This window comes from Methylophaga sp. UBA2689 (assembly GCA_002354555.1).
Taxonomy (GTDB): Bacteria; Pseudomonadota; Gammaproteobacteria; order Nitrosococcales; family Methylophagaceae; genus Methylophaga.
The window spans coordinates 1-26,075 of sequence record DELT01000102.1; the positions used below are offsets into that span (position 1 = coordinate 1).

The window sequence follows — 26,075 nt, forward strand, 5'->3', positions numbered from 1 at the left end:
TGTTAACAAAGGTGCTCGCCGCTGCCCCAAGAGCAATGGTGGCGATAATCAGACTCCAGGCTATTAAAAAACCCAGTAAAGTAGCCAAATCCACGTGCTTTTCTCCCTGCTCAATTCATACCTGAAGTCATATAACAATTTCCGCATTCAATTGTACCGGATGATACGCAAAATCAACAGTATCAAGTATTGACAGCCTGTTGGTATTTTTTTCGGCGATAAATCAAAACAGCTGGCAACATTGCCATGCTAAAAATAAACAACAGCAAAATCAGCGGCCAGATGGTCGGTTGATTCCATTTCGACCGCAACTGGTCTCGTAATAGCGGATCAATTCGATGATACTTTAATGTATTGTTTGCCATCAGATTGGGTTTGATATTTTTATTCCACGCGTGAAACAACGTTAACTGTTTGGGATGAAAGCCCCATACCCACGGCACATCATGACGAACAATATCCACCATTTTGTCGATAATTTTTTGACGCTCATCACCATCAGGCATTACCCGCATCTGCTCAAATAACTCATCAAACTCCGGGTTTTGGTAATTGGCGCTGTTTTCACCATTATGAATGGCTTTGGCGTTAGGCCCATATAGAAGAAACAGAAAATTTTCCGGATCCGGATAATCAGCGCTCCAGCCAACTTTGAATATCTGCGTTTGCCCGCGACGCATTTTATCCTGAAAACGGTTGTAATCACTTGACCGAATCACCAGCTGAATATTGAGTTTTTGAAATTGTTTACGCATCCAGTCCAATTGTGCCTTGGCATCCGGTCCAACAGCAGAAACATCAAAATACAGAACTAAAGGTTGCCCTGTTTCAGCATCTCGACCATTGGGATATCCAGCATCCGCAAGTAATTCTCTGGCAAAAGAGATGGGCTTGGTGCGTACTGCATCATTCCGCCATTCATAAACGTAAGGGTCCAATCCTTCCCGGCCTTCACGATAACCAAAAATTCCGGGAGGAATAGGTCCTTGGGCAGGAATTCCACGGCCATTAAAGAAAATGGAAACAAATTCCTCCTGATCTATTGCAATTGCAATCGCCTGCCGCAATTTGCGTGCTTGCTCAGTATCTCCGCCTACCACTGAGTCCAGCATATTAAACCCGATATAATGGGTAGTGGTGCCAACTGCAGCCTGTAAATCAATACCTTTTTCCATCATATCTTCACTTAGTCCAAACGAACCACCTGAAGAAACCTGGATAGCCTGTTCAAAACTGTCGGAAGTTAAGCCACTAATATCGTAGTAACCCTGAATGAATTTGCCCCAATAAGAGGTACTTTCTTTTTCCAGGGTGTAAATGATTTTATCGATAAATGGCATCGGCAAACCGGCATCATCCAGTAAACCAGCTGCAGCATCGCCAGGATTACCCTCACTGGGATAAATTTCACCGTGATAATTGGGGTTTTTAATCATCACCATGCGCCGGTTAGGATCGTTTTCTACCATTTGATAGGCCCCCGTTCCAATCGGGTACCAGTCTAAAGTGATGTTTTTATCTTTTAAGACAGTCTGCTGGTAAAACACATCGGCTTCCCAGGGAATGGGCGCAAAAAATGGCATCGCCAGCCAGTACTCCAATTGGGGATATTGACCATAAACGGTAATTTGGTATTGATAATCATCAATAACTTCCACCCCATCGATATGTAGTTCCCGCAAATCAAGCGGCTTATCCTGTTGCTGCAGTTTATTCAGAATGGCGGCAAAATCACCCAAACCGACGATGTGTTCACTCATTAATCCTAAAATGGGTGAATGTACTTCCGGATGCGCCAGCCGTTTAATTTGATATACATAATCAGCCGCTTTTAATTCACGGGTGGCTTGCTCTGGAAAATCCATAATCGTGTTCAGATGATTGGAGTTCTGTTGATCCAGATCGTGATATAGCAATTGTCCAGACGCATCCTGAGCGAATGCCGGATGTGGTTGATAGGCTATTCCGGGTCTCAGAGTAATCGTATAACGTGAAAAAGCAATATTTTCTGCTGTCTGTTGTGATCCCGCCAATACCTGTTGATTTTTATCTAAAAATTCCACTTCCGGCATTTTCGCTGCGGTTAATGGTTCCATTTGATACGGACGTTTAAGGTAATGATACTGAAAGGGCGGCTCATATATCTGCGCCGTAATCAGGCTTTCATTTGCTGAGTAGGAACGGGCAGGATCAAGATGTTTTGGACGCAGCATAAAGGAGCTGTAACTAACCGTTTTTTCACTCTCAGCAGCAGGGTATGGAGAGTTGATAGCCGATATATCACAACCTGTCAGTATTGCTATAACAATCCAGAAGAACACAACAGAAAATCGGGGCATAACCATCCAAAGTTGAAACCAGGCAAATAGGGAGTATAACGGGAATGTAAGCTGCTCGCCTCTTCCAGTACCTGCCAAAATCAGGTAAGTTTATCGGTTTTAAAATTTCTGGAGTACTTCATGGGTTTTCTACAAGGCAAACGGGTATTGATTGTTGGCGTTGCCAGCTCGCGTTCTATCGCCGCCGGTATTGCGCATGCCATGGCACGTGAAGGTGCTGAATTAGCTTTTACTTACCAAAATGACAAACTCAAATCCCGCGTCGAAAAAATCGCTGAAGAATGTGGCTCCAATCCCGCATTAATTTTTCCTTGCGATGTTAGCAGTGATGAACAAATCAAAGCTGTTTTCGATGACCTGGCCACAAAATGGGATGGTCTGGACAGTATTGTTCATTCGGTTGCATTTGCTCCACGTGAACAACTGCAAGGCAGCTTTGTTGACAGTGTGACCCGCGAAGGTTTTGCCGCTGCACATGATATCAGCGCCTACAGCTTTGCTGCATTGGCAAAAGCGGGTAAAGAGTTAATGGCTGGCCGGAATGGTTCATTATTGACACTGAGCTATCTGGGTGCGGAACGTGCCATCGATAATTACAACGTTATGGGTGTCGCAAAAGCTGCTCTGGAAGCTACCGTCAGATATATGGCTTATTCATTAGGACCGGACGGCATTCGGGTAAATGCTGTTTCCGCAGGCCCTATAAAAACACTTGCTGCTGCCGGTATTGGCGATTTTGGAAAGATGCTGGCCTACGGCGAACGTAATGCACCATTGCGTCGTAATGTCACGATTGATGAAGTTGGCAATGTAGGTGCTTTCCTGTGCTCCGATCTGGCATCCGGAGTAACCGGCGAAATTACCTATGTTGATGGTGGTTACAATATTGTCGGTATTGGCGATAAGTAATTTTTTACCGATGTTTATTCAGTTATCAAAAACAGGGCTTTCAGCCCTGTTTTTGTTTTAGCCCTAATAACTTTGAGGATAACAGCCAATGCCACACTCACATGCCGTCATATTATTGATTTTAATCATCCTGAGTGCCATCAGCGGCGTCCTGTTTGGCTGGTTTTTCGATGACTTATCATTACAAATCGGTTGGCTGGGAGACTTATTTCTCAATGCGTTGAAAATGGTGATTATCCCGTTGATTGTAGCGTCTGTTATCAGCGGTATTGGCGCGCTTGGCGATATCCGTAAGCTGGGACGTTTAGGTGGCTCTACCCTTCTGTATTATGCTCTAACAACCGCTACGGCAGTGTTCATCGGCCTGGTAGTCGTGAATATCATCCAGCCCGGTGCAGGTATTGAACTAGGTGATGCCACGGTTCCAGAGCGCATTTTGGAAAAACAGGGAACCGGCGCATCCGATATTGTGATGTCGTTGATCTCACCAAATCTATTTGCCTCTGCCACTGAGATGCAGTTATTACCACTTATTGTTTTTGCCATATTGTTTGCAATGGCGTTAACAACAATTGGTGAACGTTCCAAACCCGTCTTTGCCGTTTTTGATGGGATTAACGAAGCCATGATGAAACTGGTGATATGGATAATGTATTTTGCCCCGATCGGTATTTTCGCCTTGATTGCTGCACGACTGGGAATGGCCGGTGGAGGCGATGCATTGTTTCGAGAAATACAGGCGGTGGGTTGGCATGTAGTCACCGTGTTAACAGGGCTTTTCATCCACTTTTGTTTTCTTTTTTTACTCTTGCAACTGATTGCTGGCAAAGGCCTTAGCTACTTAATGGGTATGAGTCGAGCCCTGGTAACCGGCTTTGGTACAGCCAGTTCAACAGCCACACTTCCACTCACGATGGAAAATGCGCGTGAAAATAAAGTTAGTGATAAAGCCATCAAATTTGTTTTGCCACTGGGCAGTACAGTCAATATGGATGGCACAGCTCTCTATGAAGCTGCTGCAGTGTTATTTATAGCTCAGGCCTACGGCATTGATTTGACGATGACTCAACAGGTTATTGTCTTTATTACGGCAACCCTTGCGGCCATTGGCGCGGCAGGAATTCCTGAAGCAGGGCTGGTCACCATGGTAATCGTACTTAGTGCGGTAGGTCTGCCATTGGATGGTATCGCACTGTTACTGGCAGTGGACTGGTTTCTGGATCGATTCCGTACAGTTGTGAATATCTGGGGCGACAGTGTCGGCGCTAAAGTCATCGATACATTAGTTATAAAAAAGGCGCTATAAAGCGCCTTTTTCAATCTGCAAGTTAAGGTTAGCGAACTACTCTTCTTCGCTAGATGTTACCCGTGACTCATAAATTTCAATGTCGGCTTCACTGCGTAATGTATTAAGGAATGCTGCCATTTCTACACGGCCGTTCAGTCTGGTCAAGTTAGATACGAGTCCATCACGCATTTCAGGCTCTACATCTTCAACTGAACCCTGTTTCACATCACTTACTGCTATAACTACATAATTACCATTTTCGGTAGTGAAACCGGCATATTGGGTTGATTCCGAATTTGGTAATCTAAATGCCTGATCCAGTATTTGTGCGCTAATGTCCTGACTATCACGCCCATAATAAGCAGCTGGCTGCCAGGTATCAGGAAAGACTTCTGTCGCTGGTGCACCGGATTGCAACTCCTGCAGTCTGGATTCGCCCTGAATATAGGCTAAATCGCTGGCACGCTGATAACGAAGCTGTTCAGTAATCGCTGGTGCAACTGAGTCAAATGGCAGCAAGGTCGCATCAACATGGTTGTTCTTGCGAACTACAACCAGACGAGTGTCAGATAACTCTAAGACCTGGCTGTTCAATTCCTGATTCAATACATCATCCGAAAATGCGGCTTTCACAACTTCCTGGTTTTCAGCAATACCACTGCCACCGCTGCGGGTAAATGTTCCAGAAGTTTTGATATCTAAACCCAATGTTTCAGCGGCAATATCAAGTGTTTCGGGATTCTCATAAGTAAGATTCGCCAACTCTTCGGCTTTATCGTAAAACTGACGTTCAGCTTGCTGACGTTTGTATTGTTGCTCAACTTCATCTCTCACTTCAGCAAACTCTACATTGCTGGATTGATCAATATCCGTTAATTGGATGATGTGATAACCAAACTCTGTTTTAACAGGTTCGGATATATCACCAACATTCTCTAAAGCAAACACTGCTTCTTCAAAAGCTGGTTCCATAACATCACGTTGAATAGCACCTAAATCACCACCTGAAGATGCAGAACCAACATCGATCGAATAGGTTTCTGCCAGCTCTTCAAAGCTTTGACCTTCTTCAAGTTTGGTTTGAATTTCGGCAAGAATTTGCTCTGACTCGTCATTATCTTCAATTAAGATATGACTGGCACGGCGCTGTTCAGGCCCCACAAACTGTGATTTGTTATCAACATAATATTGCTGTAGCTGTTCTTCACTCGCTTCGACCTGTGTGGAAATTTCATCAAGTGATAGTTCCAGATAATCAAGTGAGACTTGTTCCGGTGAAGTAAAACTAGACTGGTTGGCATCAAAAAAACCACGTACATCTGCATCATCTACTTCTGTTTCATCAAGAAAATCTTCCAGCTTGACTACGCCAAAGGCAATTTCGCGCTGTTGATTTTCCAGTTTTAACAATCTTTCTACCTCAACCTCAGAGACCAGGGTACTACCCTCAACACTCTGGATAAGCTGTTGGCCCAAAAGATCATCCCTTAAGCTGGCTTCATACGAAGTGGGAGTAAATCCCGCTCTGGCCAGAACCATTTGATATTGTTCACTATCAAATGTGCCATCACGTTGAAATGCGGGGGTTTGCTGGATGAATTGTGCAATCTGGCGGTCACTTATCCGAAGACCAAGTTCATCACCAGCAGAACGGATGAGTTGCTGATCAATTAAATCATCAAGGACGACATAACGAATTTCAGCGTTATCAAACATCTCGGGATTGAATTCTTCACCCATCATCTGCCGCATTTGATCACGGTAGCGCTGGACAGCTTCTAGCAATGCTGTCTGGGTGATTTCTTCACCATTAACTTCGGCGACGATGGTATCACTTGGTCCGGAGACATAAGAATTCACCCCCCAAAGTGCAAATGGAATGCTGATTAAGCCAACAATAAACCAAGCAATCCAACCTTGGGCGCGATCACGAATGAAATGCAACATAGGAGTGAACCTTCTTCACGAGTGTGGGTTAATTTAAGCAAAAAAAAAGGCGCATAGAATGCGCCCTTCTTTTGTATTGGCGGAGCGGACGGGACTCGAACCCGCGACCTCCGGCGTGACAGGCCAGCATTCTAACCAGCTGAACTACCGCTCCTGATATTCCTGGTGGGTGCTGAGGGGTTCGAACCCCCGACCCTCGCCTTGTAAGGGCGATGCTCTCCCAGCTGAGCTAAGCACCCCAGAAAAAAGAAACTAGTTTACAGCATCCTTCAGGGCTTTACCAGCTTTAAATGCAGGAATTTTTGCAGCTGCAATTTTGATTTCTTCGCCGGTACGTGGGTTACGGCCGGTACGAGCAGCACGCTCACGAACAGAAAAAGTACCGAAACCTACCAGAGTAACTTGATCGCCTTTGCTTAACGCTTTTGTGACTGCAGAAGTCACACCGTCAACAGCCAGAGCCGCTTTTGCTTTTGAAATGTCTGCGGCCGCAGCAACTGCATCGATTAATTCAGATTTATTCACAGCTTAATTCCTCGTGTCGTTTATATTATGTATTCAAATCCCAAAGGACACACAATACCTCGGCGCGTCTCATTGGTTGTGTGTATCTAACTACAGCAAAAACAGTGTGTCAAGACAGTAAAACATTAGTGTCATTTAGCATGACCATTTTTTGTGAACCGGCTCTAAACTCCTGCCAAATCAGTACTTAAGCTTTTACTTATATACCCTATACTTATTTTAAGCACTAATAGATTGTGCCAAAGCAACATATTGTTTAACGGACAAGGTTTCTGGACGTAGCTTTGGATCGATCCCCTGAGCCTCCAACTGCCCCACGGAAACACTATTTTTCAAAGTGTTAGCGATGGTTTTTCGACGCTGGCTAAATGCCTGTGTCACTAAACTGCCTAATGTTTTTATGCAGACATCCCCCCCTAAAAATTGCTTTCTTGGTTGGATATAAATGATAGCTGACTCCACTTTAGGCGGAGGATCGAAGGCTGTAGGTGGCACAATAAATAATTGCTCAACCATGCATTGATATTGAATCATTATGCTTAACCGACCATAGCTTTTGTTACCCGGTGCGGCGCAAATGCGCTCTACGACCTCTCGTTGAAGCATAAAACACATATCTTCTATTAACGAAGCCTGTTCCAGTAAATGAAATAATAACGGTGTAGTGATGTTGTAAGGCAGGTTACCGATCACCCTTAATTTTTCACCATCCCGAGGTAATAAACTGAAATCAAACTCCAAGGCATCAGCCTGATGGATATGCAGATTAGCAGCACCTTTAAACTGGTTTTGCAGTATTGGTACCAAATCACGATCCAGTTCAATTACATCCAGTAATCCGGCATCTTCCAGCAACGAGGCCGTTAATGCCCCACGTCCAGGCCCTATTTCGACCAGATGCTGATCTTTTTGCGGCGCTACTGCAGCAATGATATCCGCTATAACAGCTTCATCATGCAAGAAGTTTTGCCCAAATCGTTTGCGTGCTTTCGGATATTGTCGCTGATCAGTCATAGAGTTCTTCTGGTTAATGACATTGTTTCAGCCATATTGATTGCAGCCTGCAGACTGGTTGCACTGGCTTTACCTGAACCGGCAAGATCCAGTGCAGTGCCGTGGTCAACCGATGTTCGGATGAATGGAAGACCCATAGTGATATTCACAGCATCACCAAAACCTTGATGCTTAAGTACTGGCAGGCCCTGATCATGATACATCGCTAATACAGCGTCATAATCTGCAAGACGAGACTTTACGAAAATAGTGTCTGCTGGCCATGGTCCGTTGAACTCATAGCCCTCCTCTCGTATAAGCTTAATTGCAGGTTCGATTACAGTTTGTTCTTCAGTGCCCAGATGCCCGCCTTCGCCAGCATGAGGGTTTAAGCCGCATACCGCTATTCGTGGATGTTTTAATCCAAAACTTTGCTGCAGACTTTCAGCCAGAATATGCATGATTTTTAGCAGGCTTTGTTGGGTAATGGCATCACTTACCTCGCGAAGTGGTAAATGTGTAGTTGCCAACGCCACTCGAAGCTCAGGTGTCGCCAACATCATCACAACTTTATTGACACCAGCACCATCAGCGAAAAATTCGGTATGACCGCTAAAAGGGACCTGAGCATCATTAATGACGCCTTTATGCACGGGTGCGGTGACAACGGCATCAAAAGTCCCATCCAGACAACCATTCAATGCGAGTTGCAATGTACTAATTACATAGGCTGAATTAGCAGGATTCAATTTACCAGCCAGCACTTTTTCTGAAAGCTTACTTGCCAGATAGACGATACAACCAGCATCACTCGGTTGGGGGGCCAAATCCGGATCAAACTCAATCAGCTTTATTGGTAACCCTAACTCATCTGCACGTTGCTGGAGCAGCTCTGGATCGGCAATAACGACTATTTGGTGACGTTGGGCTTGTTGTGCCAACTGAATACACAAATCAGGACCAATTCCAGCAGGCTCACCTGAAGTAAGCGCTATACGACAAATATCACTCAAAGGTCACGATACTCTATGTAGGCTTCATCACGCATTGCTCTTAACCAGCTTTCAAGTTCCTCTTCAATTTTGCGTTGTTTTATCTGTTCACGAGCTTTATTGCGCTTAAATTCATCCGCCATATTTTGTTCACGGCGCTCATCAACCTGAATTAAATGCCAACCAAAACGGCTTTGAAAAACTTCGCTCATTTCACCTTCAGCCAAACCATTCATAACCTCTTCAAACTCTGGAACCATAACGCCTGGGCTGGTCCAACCGAGGCTTCCGCCGTCAATTGCCGAGCCGGTATCCTCAGAGTGTGCCTTTGCCAGCTCAGCAAAGTCTTCGCCATTGAGGATTCGCTCGCGTAGTTGTTTAAGTCGTTTTTCCGCGGCTTCATCAGTCACCAGTTCATTGGTTTTGATTAAGATGTGGCGAGCTTTGGTCTGTTTAACCAGATGAGTTTCTTCACTGCGTTTTTCAACCAGTTTGACCAGATGAAAACCACTGCCGCTTCGAATAACGTCGCTCACTTCGCCTACGGACAGGTTAGGTACTACACCAGCAAATAAGGTTGGCAATTCAGCCTGTTTACGCCAGCCTAGTTCCCCACCCTCCAACGCATTTTGACCATCAGAGTACCCTGCAGCAATTTCTGAAAAGTCACCACCCTCCGCCAGTAAATCCTGAATAACGGCAAGCTTTTGTTCGGCTTCCTGTACTTGCTCCGGAGTCGGTGCATCAGGAATACCGACTAATATATGTAACAGTCTGAAGGCTTGCTCAGAATCGCCCTGCAGGTTTTGGGTTGCCAGAAAGTTATCTACTTCACGTTCAGATACGACGATAGAATCTTCAACTTCACTTTTACGTAGCCGACTGATAACCATTTCTTCACGAATCGTTTCCCTAAATTCGGTGAAATCATAACCGTCACTTTCAAGTGCATCACGGAACTGGCGGATGGTTAGATTATTGTTTTCAGCAATTTGTCGGACGGCAGCATTCAAAGCGTCATCTGCTACCCGAATACCAGACATATCTGCGCGCTGTAGTTGCAGTTTTTGCATGATGAGGCGTTCAAGGACCTGTCGGCGCAGAATATCAGAGGATGGTATTGCGGCATTACGCTGGCGAAGCTGCTGCCGAACAGTCTGCTCCATCTCGACCAGCTCACTATCCAGGACAATTTCGTTATTAACAACAGCAACAATACGATCAAGCGGCGCTGCCCATACGCTGTTCGCAAGCAATAAGCCGACAAGCAAATATTTAATCATGAACTATACAAACTCCGTAAATTGTTGGCCGTTATTATAGCGTTTCAAAACGCTTAAGACCTAAAGAACCTAAATGCAGATAGATGACTCAATGACAAAATGAACTATGCGAAAGTTGAATCTGCTGGCTATATTTATTCATAACCTCGAATACTTTCCTCTAGCAGTCCACCGGATTTCTTACCAAAGCGACCCAGACCTTTCAATTCAATTTCAAAATAGATGGCCTTGTTGCGGCTGTCAGCATTAATGTCATTAATGTAATCACGGAAAACTACACGAGTTGCCCAGCAACAGCTGTGGTATTCAACCCCTGCCAAAGCTTCTAACGTCGTATTATCCATCAAAGAGCGATAATAACGACCAATGACGCTCCATTGATCATTAATCGGCAGACTGCCTGACACATCAGCCTGTTCTATCGGAAAACGGTTCAAGCCATCATCCCGTCGATAGCGATGAGCGATGTTGAATACACCACCATTGTCTCCGCGATAGCGTAATTGCAGCGAAGACATATTAGAGGTGGTGCTGTCAGGATCCCATTGAATCTGTCCAGCCAGAGCCCATTCCTCGGTAATACTGGCCACCGCTTCAGCAATATAGTCAGAGTCAGAACTGGTTTCTTTGACATCCTGTCTTAAGTTGACTTTACGATCTGAAAAATACTGGATTTGTCCTAATGTCATTCGTAATTTTTCACGACCGGTTTCTTCATTGATAAAGCGGCTGGTCAGGCCCACTGTTACCTGATTTGCATCACCGACTCTATCAGGACCAGTAAAACGTTCATGACTGAACATACTGCCCATACCAAAGGTACGCAAATTGGTATCAAAAAGTGGAATATTGTCCTGATCCCGATAGGGAATATAAAGATAAAACGCTCTTGGTTCTAAAGTCTGGATCATGTTGTTTCCAGCAAATTTGAGCGGTCGTTCAAAAATCAATCCGCTATCCAAACTCACTACAGGCAAGGTGCGATTAATACTGCTATCTTCAAATTGAGTCTGGCCGCTTAAATTATCAAGAGAATAGTAACTTTGTTTCAATGCGACACGGGGAGTCATAAAGAAACCTGCAGTGCCCATCGGCAGACTAACGCCGGGTTCCATATTCAACCGCTGGCCGGATACCTTGTCATCATGATCAAAAGCAGTAAATTCAGACTTGAATTCATAGCTAAGCCCATACGCCTGATCGGGCAGTAATCCATTTAATGTTAATTGCGGCAATCGTTGATAGGGATCTTCAACATCTTCCAGCAGATTCTGATACCCCTGCACTCTTGCCCCGAAATTCCAGATATCTCCGTAATAATTCACATTTAATAATCGGTTTAAATGCGTAGTACTACTCAAACTTAAATTACTGCTGAAATCTTCCAGATAATCCCGGTCCGATACATAGTTGTAATCAACCAGGGTTCGCCAGCGGTTGCTGCTGCCATAATGCCCATTTTGCTGAAATGAAAAATGTTTCCGATCTTCATTGTAGTTGGGATTTATTTCATCACCATTCTGACGCAGACTGTCACTGCCCAGAAAACCTGCATCAATCAAGCCTTCAGATTGCGAAGTGAGATAACGAAACTCGCCATTTAACATTAAGCCACGATCTGACATATAACGTGGTGTCAGGGTCGCATCCATTTGCGGTGCAATGTTCCAGTAATAAGGTGTGCTGACATCAAAGCCGGTTTCGTTGGAACTACCAATTGAAGGGATCAAGAAACCTGATTTACGTTCATCACTTAACGGAAAACTGATATATGGCGTATAAAAAACCGGAACGTCCTTTATACGCAAAACAACATCATAAGCCCGGCCGACACCCTCTTCGTGATCCAGATCGACATCTCCGGCTTTCAGTTTCCAGAATTCATCGTCTTCCATACAGGTTGTATAGGTTGCGTTTTTTAATTGAGTTGACTGCAGTCCCTGACGATTCACATGACTCGCTTCACCGCGCGCATTCATCTGTTTGGTTTGATATTCCGCATCAATCAGCGTGCCGCGATCTTCATTGATATTCCATTCGGCCTGATCACCAAATATCGACATCTGACTATCACGTAAACGTACATCCCCCTGCGCGGTCACTTTACCGGTAGTTTGATTGTAAGTTGCACGGTTGGCATTTAATTGCTGTCCGCCGCGACGAATATCCACTTTGCCGGTAAATACAGAAGTACCTAGATCAACCAGCTGAGCCGTATCTGCTTGGACATCAACATCACTTTGTTCAGTAAGTGCATCTTCAGGGAGAAAAAAATCGGCGTCTGGTCGGGGACAGTGACTGGGCACATGGTATGGCTCTGCGGAAACAAGAGGAGCAAAACAGGAAACAAAACCTGCAGATAGAATTATCAGTTTGCGCATCAATATCCCCGGTGAGCCTTGATGACCGAAAAAACGGCCTTCTATATTCAATAAATAACTGCCAATTTATCGCACAGAAATGTGCTTTCATCAAATCCCCTATCTAATTAAGATGGCCAAAAACAATATATTGACTATTCATCAATAACTTAGCTTTACTATGGCATTCCAGCTGACTTCCTAGCCAACACAATCTCCGTGGAACCATCACTAGTTCATGTAAATAATTTCAAATATTCTGTTGACAGAGAAAAACTCAATCCCTATAGTATGCGCTTCCTTTCGGGGGCTATAGCTCAGCTGGGAGAGCGCTTGCATGGCATGCAAGAGGTCGGCGGTTCGATCCCGCCTAGCTCCACCAGGAAACGAAAGAAAACAGTTTTAGGTCCCCATCGTCTAGAGGCCTAGGACACTGCCCTTTCACGGCGGTAACAGGGGTTCGAATCCCCTTGGGGACGCCATATAAGGCAACCGGTAATAAAGTTATCGGGCGTTAATAAAAAGGCGGTGAGAAATCTCACCGCCTTTTTTGTTTCTGCCATTACACATTCTCTTTACTAAGTCATTACGCTCACTGATAATCAGCCAACGTTTTTTAATGGTGAACATCATGACTGTCAACTTTTCTTCAGTGAAGCCCTATCTCCTACCCTTTATGTCCAGAAACGCTTTCAGCCAGCTGATAAGGTTATTGATGCTGTCTTTGCTTGTGTCTATTCCCTCAGTAAACGCGGAGGAGAAAAAAGCGGCGTCATTTGCTTCAGAATTTGAAGCGCTTACGGAAAATAATCTGCCTCAATATGTCAGCCAGATGAGTCACCGTTATTACAGTCAGGTTGAACTACTTGGAAAGTATTTTGATCTGTATCAACAAAGAAACGATCCTCGAGGATTTAATGTCTGGCATCTGCGAGGCTTTTCACCAAACTTTAGTATGTTAGATGCTGAGAATCAGCTGGTTGCAAGTGCTAACGAGGAGTTTCTGGCAGAGCGACCTGAAAAGGCACTAACCACGATTTTTGCCGAGCTTAAAGACGTTTCTGTCAATCTTATGCTGGCTTTCCGTGATAATGATCCACAAGCCTTCAAAGCGGCGAATGCTAAAGTAGAAGATCACAGTGCCCAGATTGCTGCATTGCTTAAAGCCCATGGTCTTGATAAAGAGATTCGTGAGATCTCTCTTAATTAGCGCACCCTTCGCAACATAAAGATGCCTATGCCGGCAAAGATGATAGTTGGCAGGGATGCCGCCAGCCAGGGCAGTAATCCAAATACCAGCCCCATATGCTGAAAGCTCTGGTTAAATAAATAAAAGCCAATCCCAACCAGAACACCCACCAGAATACGCCCCCCAATCGGTGCGGAACGTAACGGACCGAAGATAAATGGCACAGCAAGAAAAACCATTACAGCCGAGCTCAACGGCATCATGATTTTGCTCCAGAATGCCAATTGATATTGACCAACTGCCTGATGGTTGGATTTCAGGTAGGAAACGTACTCAACCAGGCTCCATACCGGTAAAAACTCTGGTGGAACAACAACCACATTCAACATGCCAGGGTTGAGCTTGGAGCGCCATTTAGCCCGCTCTATCGCTCTGACCTTCACACCCTTTTCGTCAATAGTGCTTTGCACCACATCAAACATCAGCCATTCATTATTATCGTAACGGGCCTCTCTGGCTTTAGTGACAATCCTCAATTGATGCTTATCATCGAATTCGTAGACCTTAACCCCTTCAAAACGTCCATCACTATGGATCCGTTCGATATGATTGAAATGATTACCATCTCGGGTCCAGAAACCAAATTCTGATTGACTCCCCTCGGTTCCTGTTTGTGCGGAGGTTTGTACCTGCAAAGCTTTTTGTTCAGTAATAGGTCTGATCAACTCACCAAGAATGACAGCGATAATCATTAAAATACCGGCGACAATCAAAACGGCTTTATTAATGTCTTTTACCGATACGCCGGCTGAACGCATTGCTACCAATTCACTTTGCGACGCCAATGTTCCCAGACCAATCACGCTACCCAACAAAGCAGCAACCGGCAGTAATTCATAGATGCGCTTCGGCATCGATAAAGCTAAATAGATAAGTACATCCAGTAATTGATAATCACCTTTGCCCAGATCATCCAGCTCGGTAATAAAATCCATAAAGGTATAAAGCGACATTAATACCACCAGTACCAAAGCGGTACTGCCTAAGATGGTTTTACTAATATAGCGTTGTAGAATCATGCTGTTTTTGGTCGCTTACGTTGTTGCCAGAGTCGTTGCAGTTTTAGACGATTTTGCAAAATCAGCATAATGCCAATCATCAACAGATGGACCCAGACGGCCCCAATCCATGGAGCCAGATCGCCCTTCTCTACCCAGGCTCGGGTTACGCCTAATAAATTGCTGTAAATAACATAGACCAGTACGGCCGGGAAAAATCCGGCATAACGTCCTTGCCTTGGACCAGTGTGCGCCAGAGTGATGGCTATCACACTCAATATGACCGTCATAACAGCGCTGGAAACCCGCCACTGAATTTCAGCCAGATCCTGAGGTTCTCCGCGCTCCCATAACGCCGCAGTAGGTAATGATTTATGTTTTTCACGAACCTGGACCGACTCGCCACGTTCAATCAGCATGCTATGGGTTGCGTATTCCGCAATGCGAAAATCCAAATCACCGGCATTACCTTCATAGCGATAGCCGTCTTCCAATACCAGATATTTATCTCCAGTTTCAGATTCAATATCAAAACGTCCACGCTCGGCTCTGAAAATTAAAGGTTTTTCATCGCGATGAATCTCAATAAAGATATTTTCCATGTGGGTTTTATCTTCACTGAGCTGTTGTGAATAAAAGGTCCAGTCGCCGTCCTGGCTTTCCTTAAAACTTCCCGCAACCAAACCTGTAGTGTTGGCAGCAATCTTGGCTTTCTGTTCAATTTCATAGCGACCTGATAAGACATCTGGAACAATCAGCAATGCCAGAACGCCAGTAATAATCGCCATTGCACCGCTGAAAACCACAACATTGCGTAATATTCGATTACCATCAATTCCGCAGGCAGCGATCACCGTAAGTTCGTTATCTGAACTCATACGTGACAAACTGAGCAATACCGCTAAAAATGTACCAATCGGCAGTAATATGGATATCGCGCCAAAAGAATTCAGCCAGAGCAAATTGAAAATGACTTCTGCCGGTAAATTGCCAACCGCAGCCTGGGCAAGATAGCGTGCAAAACGTGTTGCCACGTATATCAGCCACAACACACCGATGACAGCGATTAGAGAAATTAAAAACTCTCGCAGCATATATCGGTCTATCAGGCTGAAACGCTCAACAAATAATCGTCTTAGGGCGGGCATTATTCAGTGGTCTTCGTTAGAATAGGCAGTCAGTTCACTGCAGTAAAAAGCGCAGTCTAAACCATCTACATCAACAGGAGAAATCCATGCAGTATTTTGTGACCAAAGATGTTTTGCCAACACAGTCGATTGACTGTATTGCTGTCGCCGTATTTGAAGACAGCCAACTCAGCCCCGCAGCTGCTACTTTAAACACGGCAAGTAAAGGTCTGATTCAACGCGTTATCGAACGCGGGGATATTAGTGGCAAACCGGGTCAAACAATGCTGCTACAGGATATCGAAGGCATTTCCAGTCCTAGAATATTATTGGTGGGTTGCGGAAAATTCGAAAAAACCAGTGAAAATGATTTTAATGCGGCCTGTATTTCGATGGCCAAATGGCTAAATGAAAGTGCTGCCACACAAGCTGTCAGCTGTTTAGCAGAAGCACCTGTCAAAGAGCGCACTACTGCCTGGAAAATTCGTCAAACTATCATCAATACTGAAACTGCTTTGTATCGCTACAGCCAGACAAAAAGTCAGTTCAAACCGGTGGAAAAACCCCTTACCCGACTCGGCTTTATGGCCAGTGAAGCAGATATCGATACCCTTGAGAAAGCCTGTGATACCGGTGCAGCAATTGGCAGAGGCATGAATCTAGCACGTGAACTTGGTAACTTGCCTGGCAATATCTGCACCCCAACCTATCTCGCTGAACAAGCCATAAAATTAGGACAGGATTTAGACAATCTGGCCGTGGATGTGCTGGAAGAAAGTGATATTGCTGAATTAGGAATGGGGTCATTCCTGTCGGTTTCACGCGGTAGCCGTGAACCAGCAAAACTCATTACCCTGAATTACGGTGGCGGCGGCGACAGTAAACCAATCGTTTTGGTTGGCAAAGGCCTGACCTTTGATGCCGGTGGTATTTCGCTCAAACCTTCTCAGGGTATGGATGAAATGAAATACGACATGTGTGGTTCAGCCAGCGTGCTAGGTACTATACAAGCTGTTGCCGAATTGCAGCTGCCCATTAATGTCATTGGAGTTATTCCAAGCTCTGAAAACTTGCCCGATGGTGATGCCAACAAGCCCGGTGATGTGGTGACCAGTATGTCCGGTCAAACCATTGAGATTCTGAATACTGATGCTGAAGGTCGTTTATTGCTGTGTGACGCGCTGACCTACAGCGAACGTTTTGATCCCGACACCGTTATCGACATTGCTACCTTAACCGGTGCAATTATTGTGGCTTTGGGAAGCAACGCAACAGGGTTAATGGCAAACAACCAGGATCTGGCCGATGACCTGCTTAAAGCCGGCAACGACAGTTTCGATCGTACTTGGCAGTTACCGTTATGGGATGACTATCAGAAACAACTGGACAGTAACTTTGCCGATATCGCCAATGTCGGCGGTAAAGAAGCAGGTAGTGTTACCGCGGCGTGTTTCCTTTCCCGTTTCACTGAAAAATTCAAATGGGCGCATCTGGATATCGCCGGTACTGCCTGGAATGGTGGCAAGGAAAAAGGTGCAACTGGCCGCCCAGTGCCATTATTAATGCAATATATTCTGAACCGTCTGGAAGACTGATAGTTAGTTCATGACTAAAGTCAGTTTTTATATTTTAGCTACAACCGATCCGCTTGTCCGGCAGCAATTTGCCTGCCGGCTGGCGGAAAAAGCCTATCTACAAGGTCATCAGGTGTTTATCCATACTGAAGATCAGAATCAGAGTGAAGCCATGGATAAGGCTTTATGGGCTTTTAGGCCAGACAGTTTTGTACCGCATCAAATTTTAGCAATGGATAGCAAAATCGAAGCACCGGTATTAATCAGTCATGAAAATACAGCGCCACCAAAACTGATGGACGTATTGATCAATTTAAACCCGGTTCAGCCATTATTTTTCAGTCAGTTTGAACGGCTGGCCGAAATTATTAATGGCGATGAAGAAGTCAAAAAACAGGGGCGCGTTCGCTATCAGTTTTACAAGGATCGTGGCTATCATCTCGATACGCATCAAATAAACAATTAACACAATCCGGCTCACTCATGACCGGGCACACATTAAGCGGGTATAATGCCCGCTTTTCTTTTTCCGAACAGATAAACGCAGAGACGCATGGACAAAACCTATAATCCCGATGCAATAGAACAACGCTGGTATCAACAGTGGGAACAAAACGGCGAATTCAAACCTTCTGGCGAAGGCACGCCCTACGCCATTATGTTGCCGCCGCCAAATGTCACCGGCAGTTTGCATATGGGTCATGGGTTTAATAACACCATCATGGATCTGCTGACCCGTTATCACCGTATGAAAGGTGACAACACGCTTTGGCAACCGGGTACCGATCATGCCGGTATCGCCACCCAGATGGTAGTGGAACGCCAGTTAAATGCCGAAGGCAAAACCCGTCATGATTTGGGCCGTGAGGCGTTTATTGAGCGGGTCTGGGATTGGAAAGGCGAATCCGGGGGCAATATTACCCGTCAGTTACGCCGTCTTGGATCCTCTCTGGACTGGTCTCGTGATCGTTTTACCATGGATGACAATCTGTCCGAAGCCGTGAAACATGTGTTCATCAAACTTCACGAAGAAGGTTTGATTTACCGTGGCAAACGGCTGGTGAACTGGGATCCGGTTTTACACACAGCGGTATCCGATCTGGAAGTATTATCGGAAGAAGAAGCCGGCCATTTATGGCATTTCCGCTATCCTTTAACCGATGGTAGCGGTCATCTGGTGGTGGCCACTACCCGTCCTGAAACCATGCTCGGTGATACGGCTGTTGCGGTACATCCTGAAGATGAACGCTATAAACAGCTGATCGGCAAAACCATCACCCTGCCACTGGTGGGCCGTGAAATTCCGATCATCGGTGATGACTATGTCGATCCGGAATTTGGTAGTGGTTGTGTCAAAATCACTCCAGCCCATGATTTCAACGATGCTGAAGTTGGCAATCGTCACAACCTTGAACAGATCAATATTCTGACCATTGATGCTGCCATTAATGACAATGCACCGGAAAAATATCGCGGTCTGGATCGCTATGCAGCCCGCAAACAAATCGTTGCCGATTTTGAAGCATTAGGCTTACTGGAAACCATTCAGGACCATAAACTGATGGTGCCACGAGGTGATCGTTCTAATGCTGTTATCGAACCATTATTGACTGATCAGTGGTATGTCAAAGCTGATGTACTGGCGGCTCCGGCAGTTGAAGCGGTACAGTCAGGTAAAATTAAATTTGTCCCAGCCAACTGGGATAAAACCTTTTATAACTGGATGGATGGCATTCAGGACTGGTGTATTTCCCGGCAAATCTGGTGGGGACACCGCATCCCTGCGTGGTATGACGAACAAGGCAATATCTATGTGGGTCATGATGATGCTGATGTACGTCAAAAACACCAATTAGCGGATTCTGTTGTTCTCAGACAGGATGAAGATGTTCTGGATACCTGGTTCTCTTCAGCGTTATGGCCCTTCTCCACTTTGGGTTGGCCGGCTGATGATGCGGCTTTGAAAACCTGGTATCCGACCAGTGTTTTGGTGACCGGTTTTGACATTATCTTTTTCTGGGTTGCCCGGATGATGATGATGGGCATCAAATTTATGGATGATGTGCCATTCAAAGAAGTCTATATCCATGGTCTGGTGCGCGACTCACATGGCCAGAAAATGTCCAAATCCAAAGGTAATGTTCTGGATCCCATCGATATTATTGATGGTATTGACTTGGAATCATTGGTCGCCAAACGTACCAGTGGCATGATGCAGCCCCAACTGGCTGCCAAAATTGAAAAAGCTACCCGCAAGGAATTTCCGGAAGGTATCGCACCGCACGGAACTGATGCCTTGCGTTTCACTTTTGCCTCTTTAGCCACCACCGGACGTGATATCAATTTTGATATGAACCGTATCGCCGGTTATCGCAATTTCTGTAACAAACTATGGAATGCTGCACGTTATGTGCTGATGAACACGGAAGGTCAGGATACCGGTATCGATAATGATGAGGTCGAACTTTCTCTGGCCGATCGCTGGATCATTTCATTACTGCAACAGACAGAACAAGATGTTACCCGCGCTATCGACAGCTACCGTTTTGATTTAGCAGCACAGGCCATTTATGAGTTTATCTGGAATAATTATTGTGACTGGTATCTGGAACTGTCCAAACCGGTATTAAATAATGATGCAGCCAGTGATGCCGCCAAGCGTGGCACCCGTCGTACCCTGGTTCGGGTTTTGGAAGCCACGTTACGTTTAGCTCATCCGTTTATGCCTTTTATTACCGAAGAAATCTGGCACACCATTGCGCCATTGGCCGGCAAATCGGGCCCGAGCATTATGCGTGAAGCCTACCCGGTAGCAGATAGCAGCAAAATTGATAAAACATCCGTAGCGGATATGGAATGGGTAATGCAATTCATAAATGGCATTCGCTCTATTCGCTCGCAAATGAATATTGCACCAAAAAAACAGTTACCAGTGCTGCTTAAGGATGCCGCTGACATTGATAAACAACGTTTGCAGGATAACCGTGACTTTATCAGCCGCCTGGCCAACCTGGAATCTGTTGAATTTCTGACAGGTGAAGCACCCGCCGCTGCTACTGCACTGGTTGGTAAAATGGAAATCCTGATTCCACTGGAAGGCCTGATTGATAAAGATGCTGAAATTGCCCGTCTGGACAAGGAAATCAGCAAACTTGATAAAATCATCAAACAATCAGCGGGCAAACTCAGTAATGAAAACTATGTTGCCAAGGCGCCCGCAGATGTTGTTGCCAAAGAACGTGAAAAACTGGCCGAACTGGAACAGTCGTTAACTCAGTTACAGCAACAACGTAATGCTCTTGGCTAAAACCGAATCGTTCTTTTCAGGAACTTTTTGAGCCGATCAGGCCGTCAATATCAATAAAGAAAGCCGGTGTTCTTGCCGGCTTAAATTTGATGTAATAGGCCTATGACTACACTAGAATTTAATCCCAACGACGCCACCACAACGCCTATGACACGGCTGCAGTTCGATAACCGCTTTGTACGGGAGCTTCCTGCCGATCCGGATACCGAAAATGTTCGCCGTCAGGTACTTGGTGCCTGTTATACATTTGTGAACCCTACGCCTGTCGCCGATCCTAAACTGGTCGCTTATTCCATGGATTTAGCCACCGACTTAGGCATCAGACCGGTAGATTGTGAAAGCCGACAGTTTGCTAATGTGTTTGCAGGTAATGAAATGCTTGAAGGCATGCAACCGCATGCCATGTGCTACGGCGGACATCAGTTTGGCAACTGGGCCGGACAACTTGGCGATGGCCGTGCCATTAATCTTGGTGAAGTTCAGGATATTCACGGACAGCTGCAAATGCTGCAACTCAAAGGTGCCGGTGAAACTCCCTATTCTCGCTCGGCTGATGGTTTAGCAGTATTGCGTTCATCTGTCCGAGAGTTTCTCTGCAGTGAAGCAATGTTTCATCTTGGTATCCCCACAACCCGTGCTTTGAGTCTGGTGACCACCGGTGAAGGCGTAATCCGCGATATGTTTTACGATGGCCGCCCGCAAACTGAACCAGGTGCGATTGTCTGTCGAGTCGCGCCTTCTTTCCTGCGTATTGGTAATTACGAATTGTTTAACTCGCGAGGCGATGTCGACAATCTTCGTTTACTAGTTGATTACACCATTCGCCATCATTTTTCACATCTGGGAGAACCTTCTAAAGAAACTTATCTGGCCTGGTTTAAAGAAGTCTGTGAACGCACAGCAGATTTAGTGGTGCACTGGATGCGTGTCGGTTTTGTGCATGGCGTGTTAAACACTGATAACACTTCCATACTGGGTCTGACCATTGATTATGGCCCATATGGCTGGATTGATAATTACGATCCCGACTGGACGCCTAACACCACCGATGCCACTGGTAAACGCTACCGTTTTGGGCACCAACCACAGATTGCCCAATGGAATCTGTTACAACTGGGCAATGCGATTTATCCATTAATTGATGAGGTTGAACCGTTACAACAAATTCTGACCGATTATGTTGAGCTCTACACCAATAAATGGCAACAGATGCGTGCCGATAAGCTGGGTCTGAACAAGTATCAGGGTGATGATGATCATGAATTGAATCAGCAGTTACAGAAAATTCTGTTATTGGCTGAAACCGATATGACGATTTTCTATCGTAAGTTAGCTGATGTGAGTTGTGAACAGAATGATCTCCGCGATGAAGCGCTATTGGAACCGTTGATGGAAGCTTATTACGCCCCAGATGCTTTATCGAAAGAAGATAAAAAAGATATCTGTGACTGGTTGCGTCAATATCAGCAACGTGTGCAACAGGATGGCACCAGCGACCAGGATAGAAAAGCCAGAATGAACCTGGTTAATCCGAAATATGTATTACGCAATTACTTGTCACAACAGGCGATTGATAAAGCCCATGAGGGTGATTACAGCATGATTGATGAACTTCTGGAGGTCATGCACCGTCCTTATGACGAACAGCCACAATATCATCATTACGCAGCCAAACGCCCGGACTGGGCCAGAGATAAACCTGGCTGCTCGATGCTGTCCTGTAGTTCTTAAACAAAGGAGTAATTAGATGAAGTTGATCAGTAAGCTGTTTGTTTTATTGATTTTAACATCTGCAATTACTGCCCATGCTGGTAGCGTCAATGATAAAAAGCTGAAAATTGACAAGGTTGCAGAGGGATTGGGTATCCCATGGGGAATGGCAATTTTGCCGGACGGCACTATGCTGGTCAGTCAACGTGAGGGGAAATTAAGCCGGATTAATCTGGATTCTGGTGAAAGCACCGAGATATCTAATGTACCTGCAGTTAAAGCTGAAGGCCAGGGTGGTTTCCTTGATGTTGCCTTATCTCCTGATTATGCCGAGAGTGGCTGGGTCTATTTTACTTACAGTAAAAATGTAGAGGGTCAGGGTGCCACCACCCTCGCCCGCGCCAAGTTGAATGGTGACGCCTTAAGCGATTGGAACGATTTACTGGTCACTCAATCTCGTACCAGTAAAGGGCAGCATTACGGCAGCCGAATTGTGTTTGACCAACAGGGTCATCTGTTTTTCTCTATTGGGGATCGTGGCGAACGTGATAGAGCTCAGGATCTTAGCAATCACAATGGCACTATTCTACGACTCAAACTTGATGGCAGTGTCCCGCAGGACAATCCTTTTGTAGGAGATGCTAATGCCTTGCCGGAAATCTGGAGCTATGGTCATCGTAATCCCCAAGGTTTGTTTTATAACACCGAGACTCAGCAACTATGGGACATTGAACACGGTCCACGCGGTGGAGATGAAATCAATCTGATCGAAGCCGGTAAAAACTACGGTTGGCCAGAAGCTTCTCATGGCAAGGAATACTACGCACCAGTTTCCGTTGGCAAAAAAGAAGTAGAAGGTATGGAAAATCCGGTAAAAGTTTATATTCCCTCAATTGCCCCCAGTGGTCTGGTGCAATATCAGGGTGATGCTTTCCCGGATTGGCAAGGCGATTTAATTTCCGGTGCGTTGGCGTTACAGCATCTGAACCGGGTTAAAATTCAGGATAATCAGGCAGTCGATGAAGTACGCTATCTGCGAACAATGAAGAAACGTATTCGCGATGTTATTGAAAGCCCTGAAGGCTGGTTATATGTCTCTACGGATGATGGCGAAATTTACCGGATTCAGCCGGCAAATTAATAGTTAATGTCCAGAATCAGATAACGATGACCACCATCCTGAACCTGGATGCTAACTTCATCATCAATCTGTTTTTTTAACAATGCCTGCGCCAAAGGTGAATCGACACTGATATTGCCTTTGGCGTGGTCAATTTCATCCGGGCCGACAATCCGGTATTGAACCTCTTCCGTATCATCCTTCAACAGCGTTACGTATGCAGCAAAAAACACCGCATCCTGATTATCCGGAATACGATCGATCACCATCAAATCGGGAATACGTTTTTGCAGATAGCGAATACGCCGGTCTATTTCTCTGAGTTCTTTCTTGCGATAAATATATTCTGCATTCTCAGAGCGATCTCCTTCTGCCGCTGCAGCCGCCAGCGCCTGAACCACATGCCTGCGTCGCTGCCAGCGTTCACTCAGTTCCTGGTTCATCCGGAACATGCCATCGGCAGTAATGTAAGGTGATGAAGCCATTAATTTATTGTTGCTGATTTATGAAGTGCTTGATTTAGCTGTGATTCATTAATTGTTGCACCCAAACGGCTGGCAATCAGCCGCATATCGGTTTCAGCATTTTCCAGACAACTGGTGCCGCCAGGCGATGGTGTCATGTTAAAAACAATGCCTGTTCCTGGATTAATTTTGGCTTCCCCCATCAACAACTTGGCATTCTTTTTATCAATCAACTGAGGCCTGACCCCCCCAAAACCTTTGGCGAATTCAATATCTTTCAACTGCAGGCCAGGAACAATTTTGCGGGCATCTTTCAAAAACAGCCAGCGACGTAATAGCGGCACTTCAAACAAAAAGTTTTTAAAGATGTAATTGCGAATATCCTTGATCCGGAACAAATCCCAGAACACCCTCATTACCCGGCTGTCGAGACGCAGAACACGCAGAAAATCAAAAAAAGTTTTGTTGTTGTAACGCTCTAACAACGGCAGTAACAGTGCTGTTGGTCCAAAACGGGTTTTACCCTCTACCAGCACATCCGGATCACCATGTACCGCTGCGAAGGGCAATGCATCATTCTGCACGGTATACACTTTGCCACGAAGCACTTGTGGAGTGAAATAAAAGCTTCCAGCTACAGGCAGACAGGAGAACTCCAACCCGTACCCCATCTTCTGCGCCAGTAATAAGCTGTGTCCACCAGCAGAAACCACCACACTGCGAGCCTTGATGATTTTGTCGCCAGTGACCAGCGAAAACACACCATCATTTTCGACAATATCATCGACTTCACTGTTAAACACTAACTGGATTTGTTTATCCGTTTTCGCTTTGGCTTTATCAACAAAAGCTTCAGATAAACGCAGATAATCCACTGCACTGTAATCATCCAAAACGGCAAGCGCAACACAGGGTTCTGGCCGCATTTCGCCATTGACCATAACCACTGAGGGTTCATAGGTAGCAATATCGGATTTCTCCAATAGCTTCATCTTGGGGAATACTTCACGGAAAGTCTGGTAACGTTGGCGAAGCTGACGACATTCCTGCTCGCCTACACCTAAAACCATTTTTGGATATTTGAAAATCACCTGATCAACATTGGGTAAATCCGCAGCAAAATTCACCAGCATCTCAGCGGCGGCCTTTACTTTAGTGGCTTTCTCCAATGTGTAGTTGGTCTCTATATCACCGCAATGGATAGTCTGACTGTTGTTACGGCCATTAGAGTTGACCTTGGCCACTCCGGCATACTTTTCCAACAGGACAATATCATTGAGATCAGTATATTCAGCCAGCATATACAGTAGCGCGGTGCCACAGACACCGCCACCGATAATGGCTACCTGATGAATTTGGTCTGACATAATTTTTTCCGTGCTTAAACGACGGAAATTTTAGCAAAACCTTAATCAGACCGTTTAAAAATATCACTATTTAATCAATATCTGAGCCCAATAAAATGCTCTGATTATTTATATTTTGTTTTATTACTGCCAGAAAAGGACGGTATTGTTGAGAGAATCGCCTGCAACTCACTGCGTTTCTTTCTACTTTTCACCGGTTTTTTAACGGCCGTTAAATTATCAACATCGGTCAACAGGTTCTCCAATTGCGCAGGATCCGGAAGTGGTGTCTCCTGTGTTGGAGGAATCAGCGATGCATTATTATCTGATTGTGTCGCCTGCAACTTTTCGACATCTTTAAGTAACGATTCGAGTCGTTCCGGTTCAGGTAACTCGGGCTGTTCTGGAATATCAAAACCGGCTATTTCAGACTGGGTCTGCTTACGGTCCTGTTCTGCCTGCGCTTGTTCTGCGGCCAGTGCCGCTGCAAAATCCAACTCTGCCTTGGTTGGCTCTTCTGTGGCTTCGGCTTCGGCTTCGGCTT

At 45.3% G+C, this 26,075-nt stretch carries 20 protein-coding genes and 4 tRNA genes; 10 read left to right on the forward strand and 14 right to left on the reverse strand.

Annotated elements, in window-relative coordinates; all coding sequences use genetic code 11:
- Window positions 1–182 precede the first annotated feature (182 nt).
- Window positions 183–2,339, reverse strand: coding sequence for an ABC transporter substrate-binding protein (locus tag B3M51_RS13255; RefSeq protein ID WP_349676747.1), 2,157 nt, complete (start codon window positions 2,337–2,339; stop codon window positions 183–185).
- 120 nt (window positions 2,340–2,459) lie between these two features.
- On the opposite strand from B3M51_RS13255, the gene B3M51_RS13260 reads away from it, so the two are divergent.
- Window positions 2,460–3,248 carry an enoyl-ACP reductase FabI gene (locus B3M51_RS13260; protein WP_292482432.1) on the forward strand — a complete coding sequence of 263 codons (789 nt, stop codon included), beginning with the start codon at window positions 2,460–2,462 and terminating at the stop codon, window positions 3,246–3,248.
- Window positions 3,249–3,336: 88 nt separating this feature from the next.
- Window positions 3,337–4,554 carry a dicarboxylate/amino acid:cation symporter gene (locus B3M51_RS13265; RefSeq protein WP_292759847.1) on the forward strand — a complete coding sequence of 406 codons (1,218 nt, stop codon included), beginning with the start codon at window positions 3,337–3,339 and terminating at the stop codon, window positions 4,552–4,554.
- Window positions 4,555–4,590: 36 nt separating this feature from the next.
- Here B3M51_RS13265 and B3M51_RS13270 read toward each other — a convergent pair whose 3' ends face one another.
- The 8 genes from B3M51_RS13270 to B3M51_RS13305 form a co-directional block, all read right to left on the reverse strand.
- Entirely contained in the window at window positions 4,591–6,483 is a 1,893-nt protein-coding gene (locus B3M51_RS13270) for a SurA N-terminal domain-containing protein (RefSeq protein WP_292759849.1), read from the reverse strand.
- Between the two features lie 77 nt (window positions 6,484–6,560).
- A tRNA-Asp gene (locus tag B3M51_RS13275) sits at window positions 6,561–6,637 on the reverse strand.
- A gap of 9 nt (window positions 6,638–6,646) precedes the next feature.
- Window positions 6,647–6,722 (reverse strand) — tRNA-Val (locus B3M51_RS13280).
- A 13-nt stretch (window positions 6,723–6,735) separates the two neighbouring features.
- Window positions 6,736–7,008 (reverse strand): HU family DNA-binding protein, encoded by a 273-nt coding sequence (locus B3M51_RS13285; RefSeq protein ID WP_014707392.1) that lies wholly within the window; start codon window positions 7,006–7,008, stop codon window positions 6,736–6,738.
- 219 nt (window positions 7,009–7,227) lie between these two features.
- Window positions 7,228–8,022 (reverse strand): 16S rRNA (adenine(1518)-N(6)/adenine(1519)-N(6))-dimethyltransferase RsmA, encoded by a 795-nt coding sequence (gene rsmA / locus B3M51_RS13290; protein ID WP_292482438.1) that lies wholly within the window; start codon window positions 8,020–8,022, stop codon window positions 7,228–7,230.
- Entirely contained in the window at window positions 8,019–9,014 is a 996-nt protein-coding gene (gene pdxA, locus B3M51_RS13295; RefSeq protein WP_292759851.1) for a 4-hydroxythreonine-4-phosphate dehydrogenase PdxA, read from the reverse strand. The genes rsmA and pdxA overlap by 4 nt, the downstream gene beginning before the upstream one ends.
- Window positions 9,011–10,276 carry a peptidylprolyl isomerase gene (locus tag B3M51_RS13300; protein WP_292759853.1) on the reverse strand — a complete coding sequence of 422 codons (1,266 nt, stop codon included), beginning with the start codon at window positions 10,274–10,276 and terminating at the stop codon, window positions 9,011–9,013. The genes pdxA and B3M51_RS13300 overlap by 4 nt, the downstream gene beginning before the upstream one ends.
- Window positions 10,277–10,410: 134 nt before the next feature.
- On the reverse strand, window positions 10,411–12,657 hold the full coding sequence (locus B3M51_RS13305; RefSeq protein WP_292759855.1) for an LPS-assembly protein LptD: 2,247 nt from the start codon (window positions 12,655–12,657) through the stop codon (window positions 10,411–10,413).
- Between the two features lie 285 nt (window positions 12,658–12,942).
- Between B3M51_RS13305 and B3M51_RS13310 the strand changes: the two genes are divergently transcribed.
- The 3 genes from B3M51_RS13310 (at window position 12,943) to B3M51_RS13320 (ending at window position 13,846) form a co-directional block, all read left to right on the forward strand.
- A tRNA-Ala gene (locus B3M51_RS13310) sits at window positions 12,943–13,018 on the forward strand.
- Between the two features lie 24 nt (window positions 13,019–13,042).
- Window positions 13,043–13,118: transfer RNA gene (locus B3M51_RS13315), tRNA-Glu, on the forward strand.
- A gap of 149 nt (window positions 13,119–13,267) precedes the next feature.
- A complete protein-coding gene (locus tag B3M51_RS13320) occupies window positions 13,268–13,846 on the forward strand; it encodes a hypothetical protein (RefSeq protein WP_292759857.1) in 579 nt (192 codons plus the stop codon).
- On the opposite strand, the gene lptG is transcribed toward B3M51_RS13320, so the two are convergent.
- Window positions 13,843–14,904, reverse strand: coding sequence for an LPS export ABC transporter permease LptG (lptG, locus tag B3M51_RS13325; protein WP_292759859.1), 1,062 nt, complete (start codon window positions 14,902–14,904; stop codon window positions 13,843–13,845). The two genes, B3M51_RS13320 and lptG, sit on opposite strands and share 4 nt — an antisense overlap.
- Window positions 14,901–16,031, reverse strand: a complete 1,131-nt coding sequence (lptF, locus tag B3M51_RS13330; RefSeq protein WP_292759861.1) for an LPS export ABC transporter permease LptF — start codon at window positions 16,029–16,031, stop codon at window positions 14,901–14,903. Before lptF ends, lptG begins: the two co-directional genes overlap by 4 nt.
- A gap of 86 nt (window positions 16,032–16,117) precedes the next feature.
- On the opposite strand from lptF, the gene B3M51_RS13335 reads away from it, so the two are divergent.
- From B3M51_RS13335 to B3M51_RS13355, 5 genes are all read left to right on the forward strand, one after another.
- Window positions 16,118–17,605, forward strand: a complete 1,488-nt coding sequence (locus B3M51_RS13335) for a leucyl aminopeptidase (protein WP_292759863.1) — start codon at window positions 16,118–16,120, stop codon at window positions 17,603–17,605.
- A gap of 10 nt (window positions 17,606–17,615) precedes the next feature.
- Window positions 17,616–18,050, forward strand: coding sequence for a DNA polymerase III subunit chi (locus B3M51_RS13340; protein ID WP_292759865.1), 435 nt, complete (start codon window positions 17,616–17,618; stop codon window positions 18,048–18,050).
- 87 nt (window positions 18,051–18,137) lie between these two features.
- Complete coding sequence (locus B3M51_RS13345; protein WP_292759867.1) at window positions 18,138–20,891, forward strand: valine--tRNA ligase; 2,754 nt, start codon at window positions 18,138–18,140, stop codon at window positions 20,889–20,891.
- Window positions 20,892–20,993: 102 nt separating this feature from the next.
- A complete protein-coding gene (locus B3M51_RS13350) occupies window positions 20,994–22,622 on the forward strand; it encodes a protein adenylyltransferase SelO (protein ID WP_292759869.1) in 1,629 nt (542 codons plus the stop codon).
- Between the two features lie 16 nt (window positions 22,623–22,638).
- Window positions 22,639–23,742: a PQQ-dependent sugar dehydrogenase gene (locus B3M51_RS13355; protein ID WP_292759871.1), complete on the forward strand. Its 1,104-nt coding sequence runs from the start codon at window positions 22,639–22,641 to the stop codon at window positions 23,740–23,742.
- Here B3M51_RS13355 and greB read toward each other — a convergent pair.
- The 3 genes from greB to B3M51_RS13370 form a co-directional block, all read right to left on the reverse strand.
- Complete coding sequence (gene greB, locus B3M51_RS13360; protein ID WP_292759873.1) at window positions 23,739–24,206, reverse strand: transcription elongation factor GreB; 468 nt, start codon at window positions 24,204–24,206, stop codon at window positions 23,739–23,741. The two genes, B3M51_RS13355 and greB, sit on opposite strands and share 4 nt — an antisense overlap.
- Window positions 24,206–25,552 (reverse strand): FAD-dependent oxidoreductase, encoded by a 1,347-nt coding sequence (locus B3M51_RS13365; protein ID WP_292482463.1) that lies wholly within the window; start codon window positions 25,550–25,552, stop codon window positions 24,206–24,208. Before B3M51_RS13365 ends, greB begins: the two co-directional genes overlap by 1 nt.
- A gap of 104 nt (window positions 25,553–25,656) precedes the next feature.
- On the reverse strand, window positions 25,657–26,075 hold a 419-nt coding region (locus tag B3M51_RS13370), incomplete at its 5' end, for a hypothetical protein (protein ID WP_292759875.1).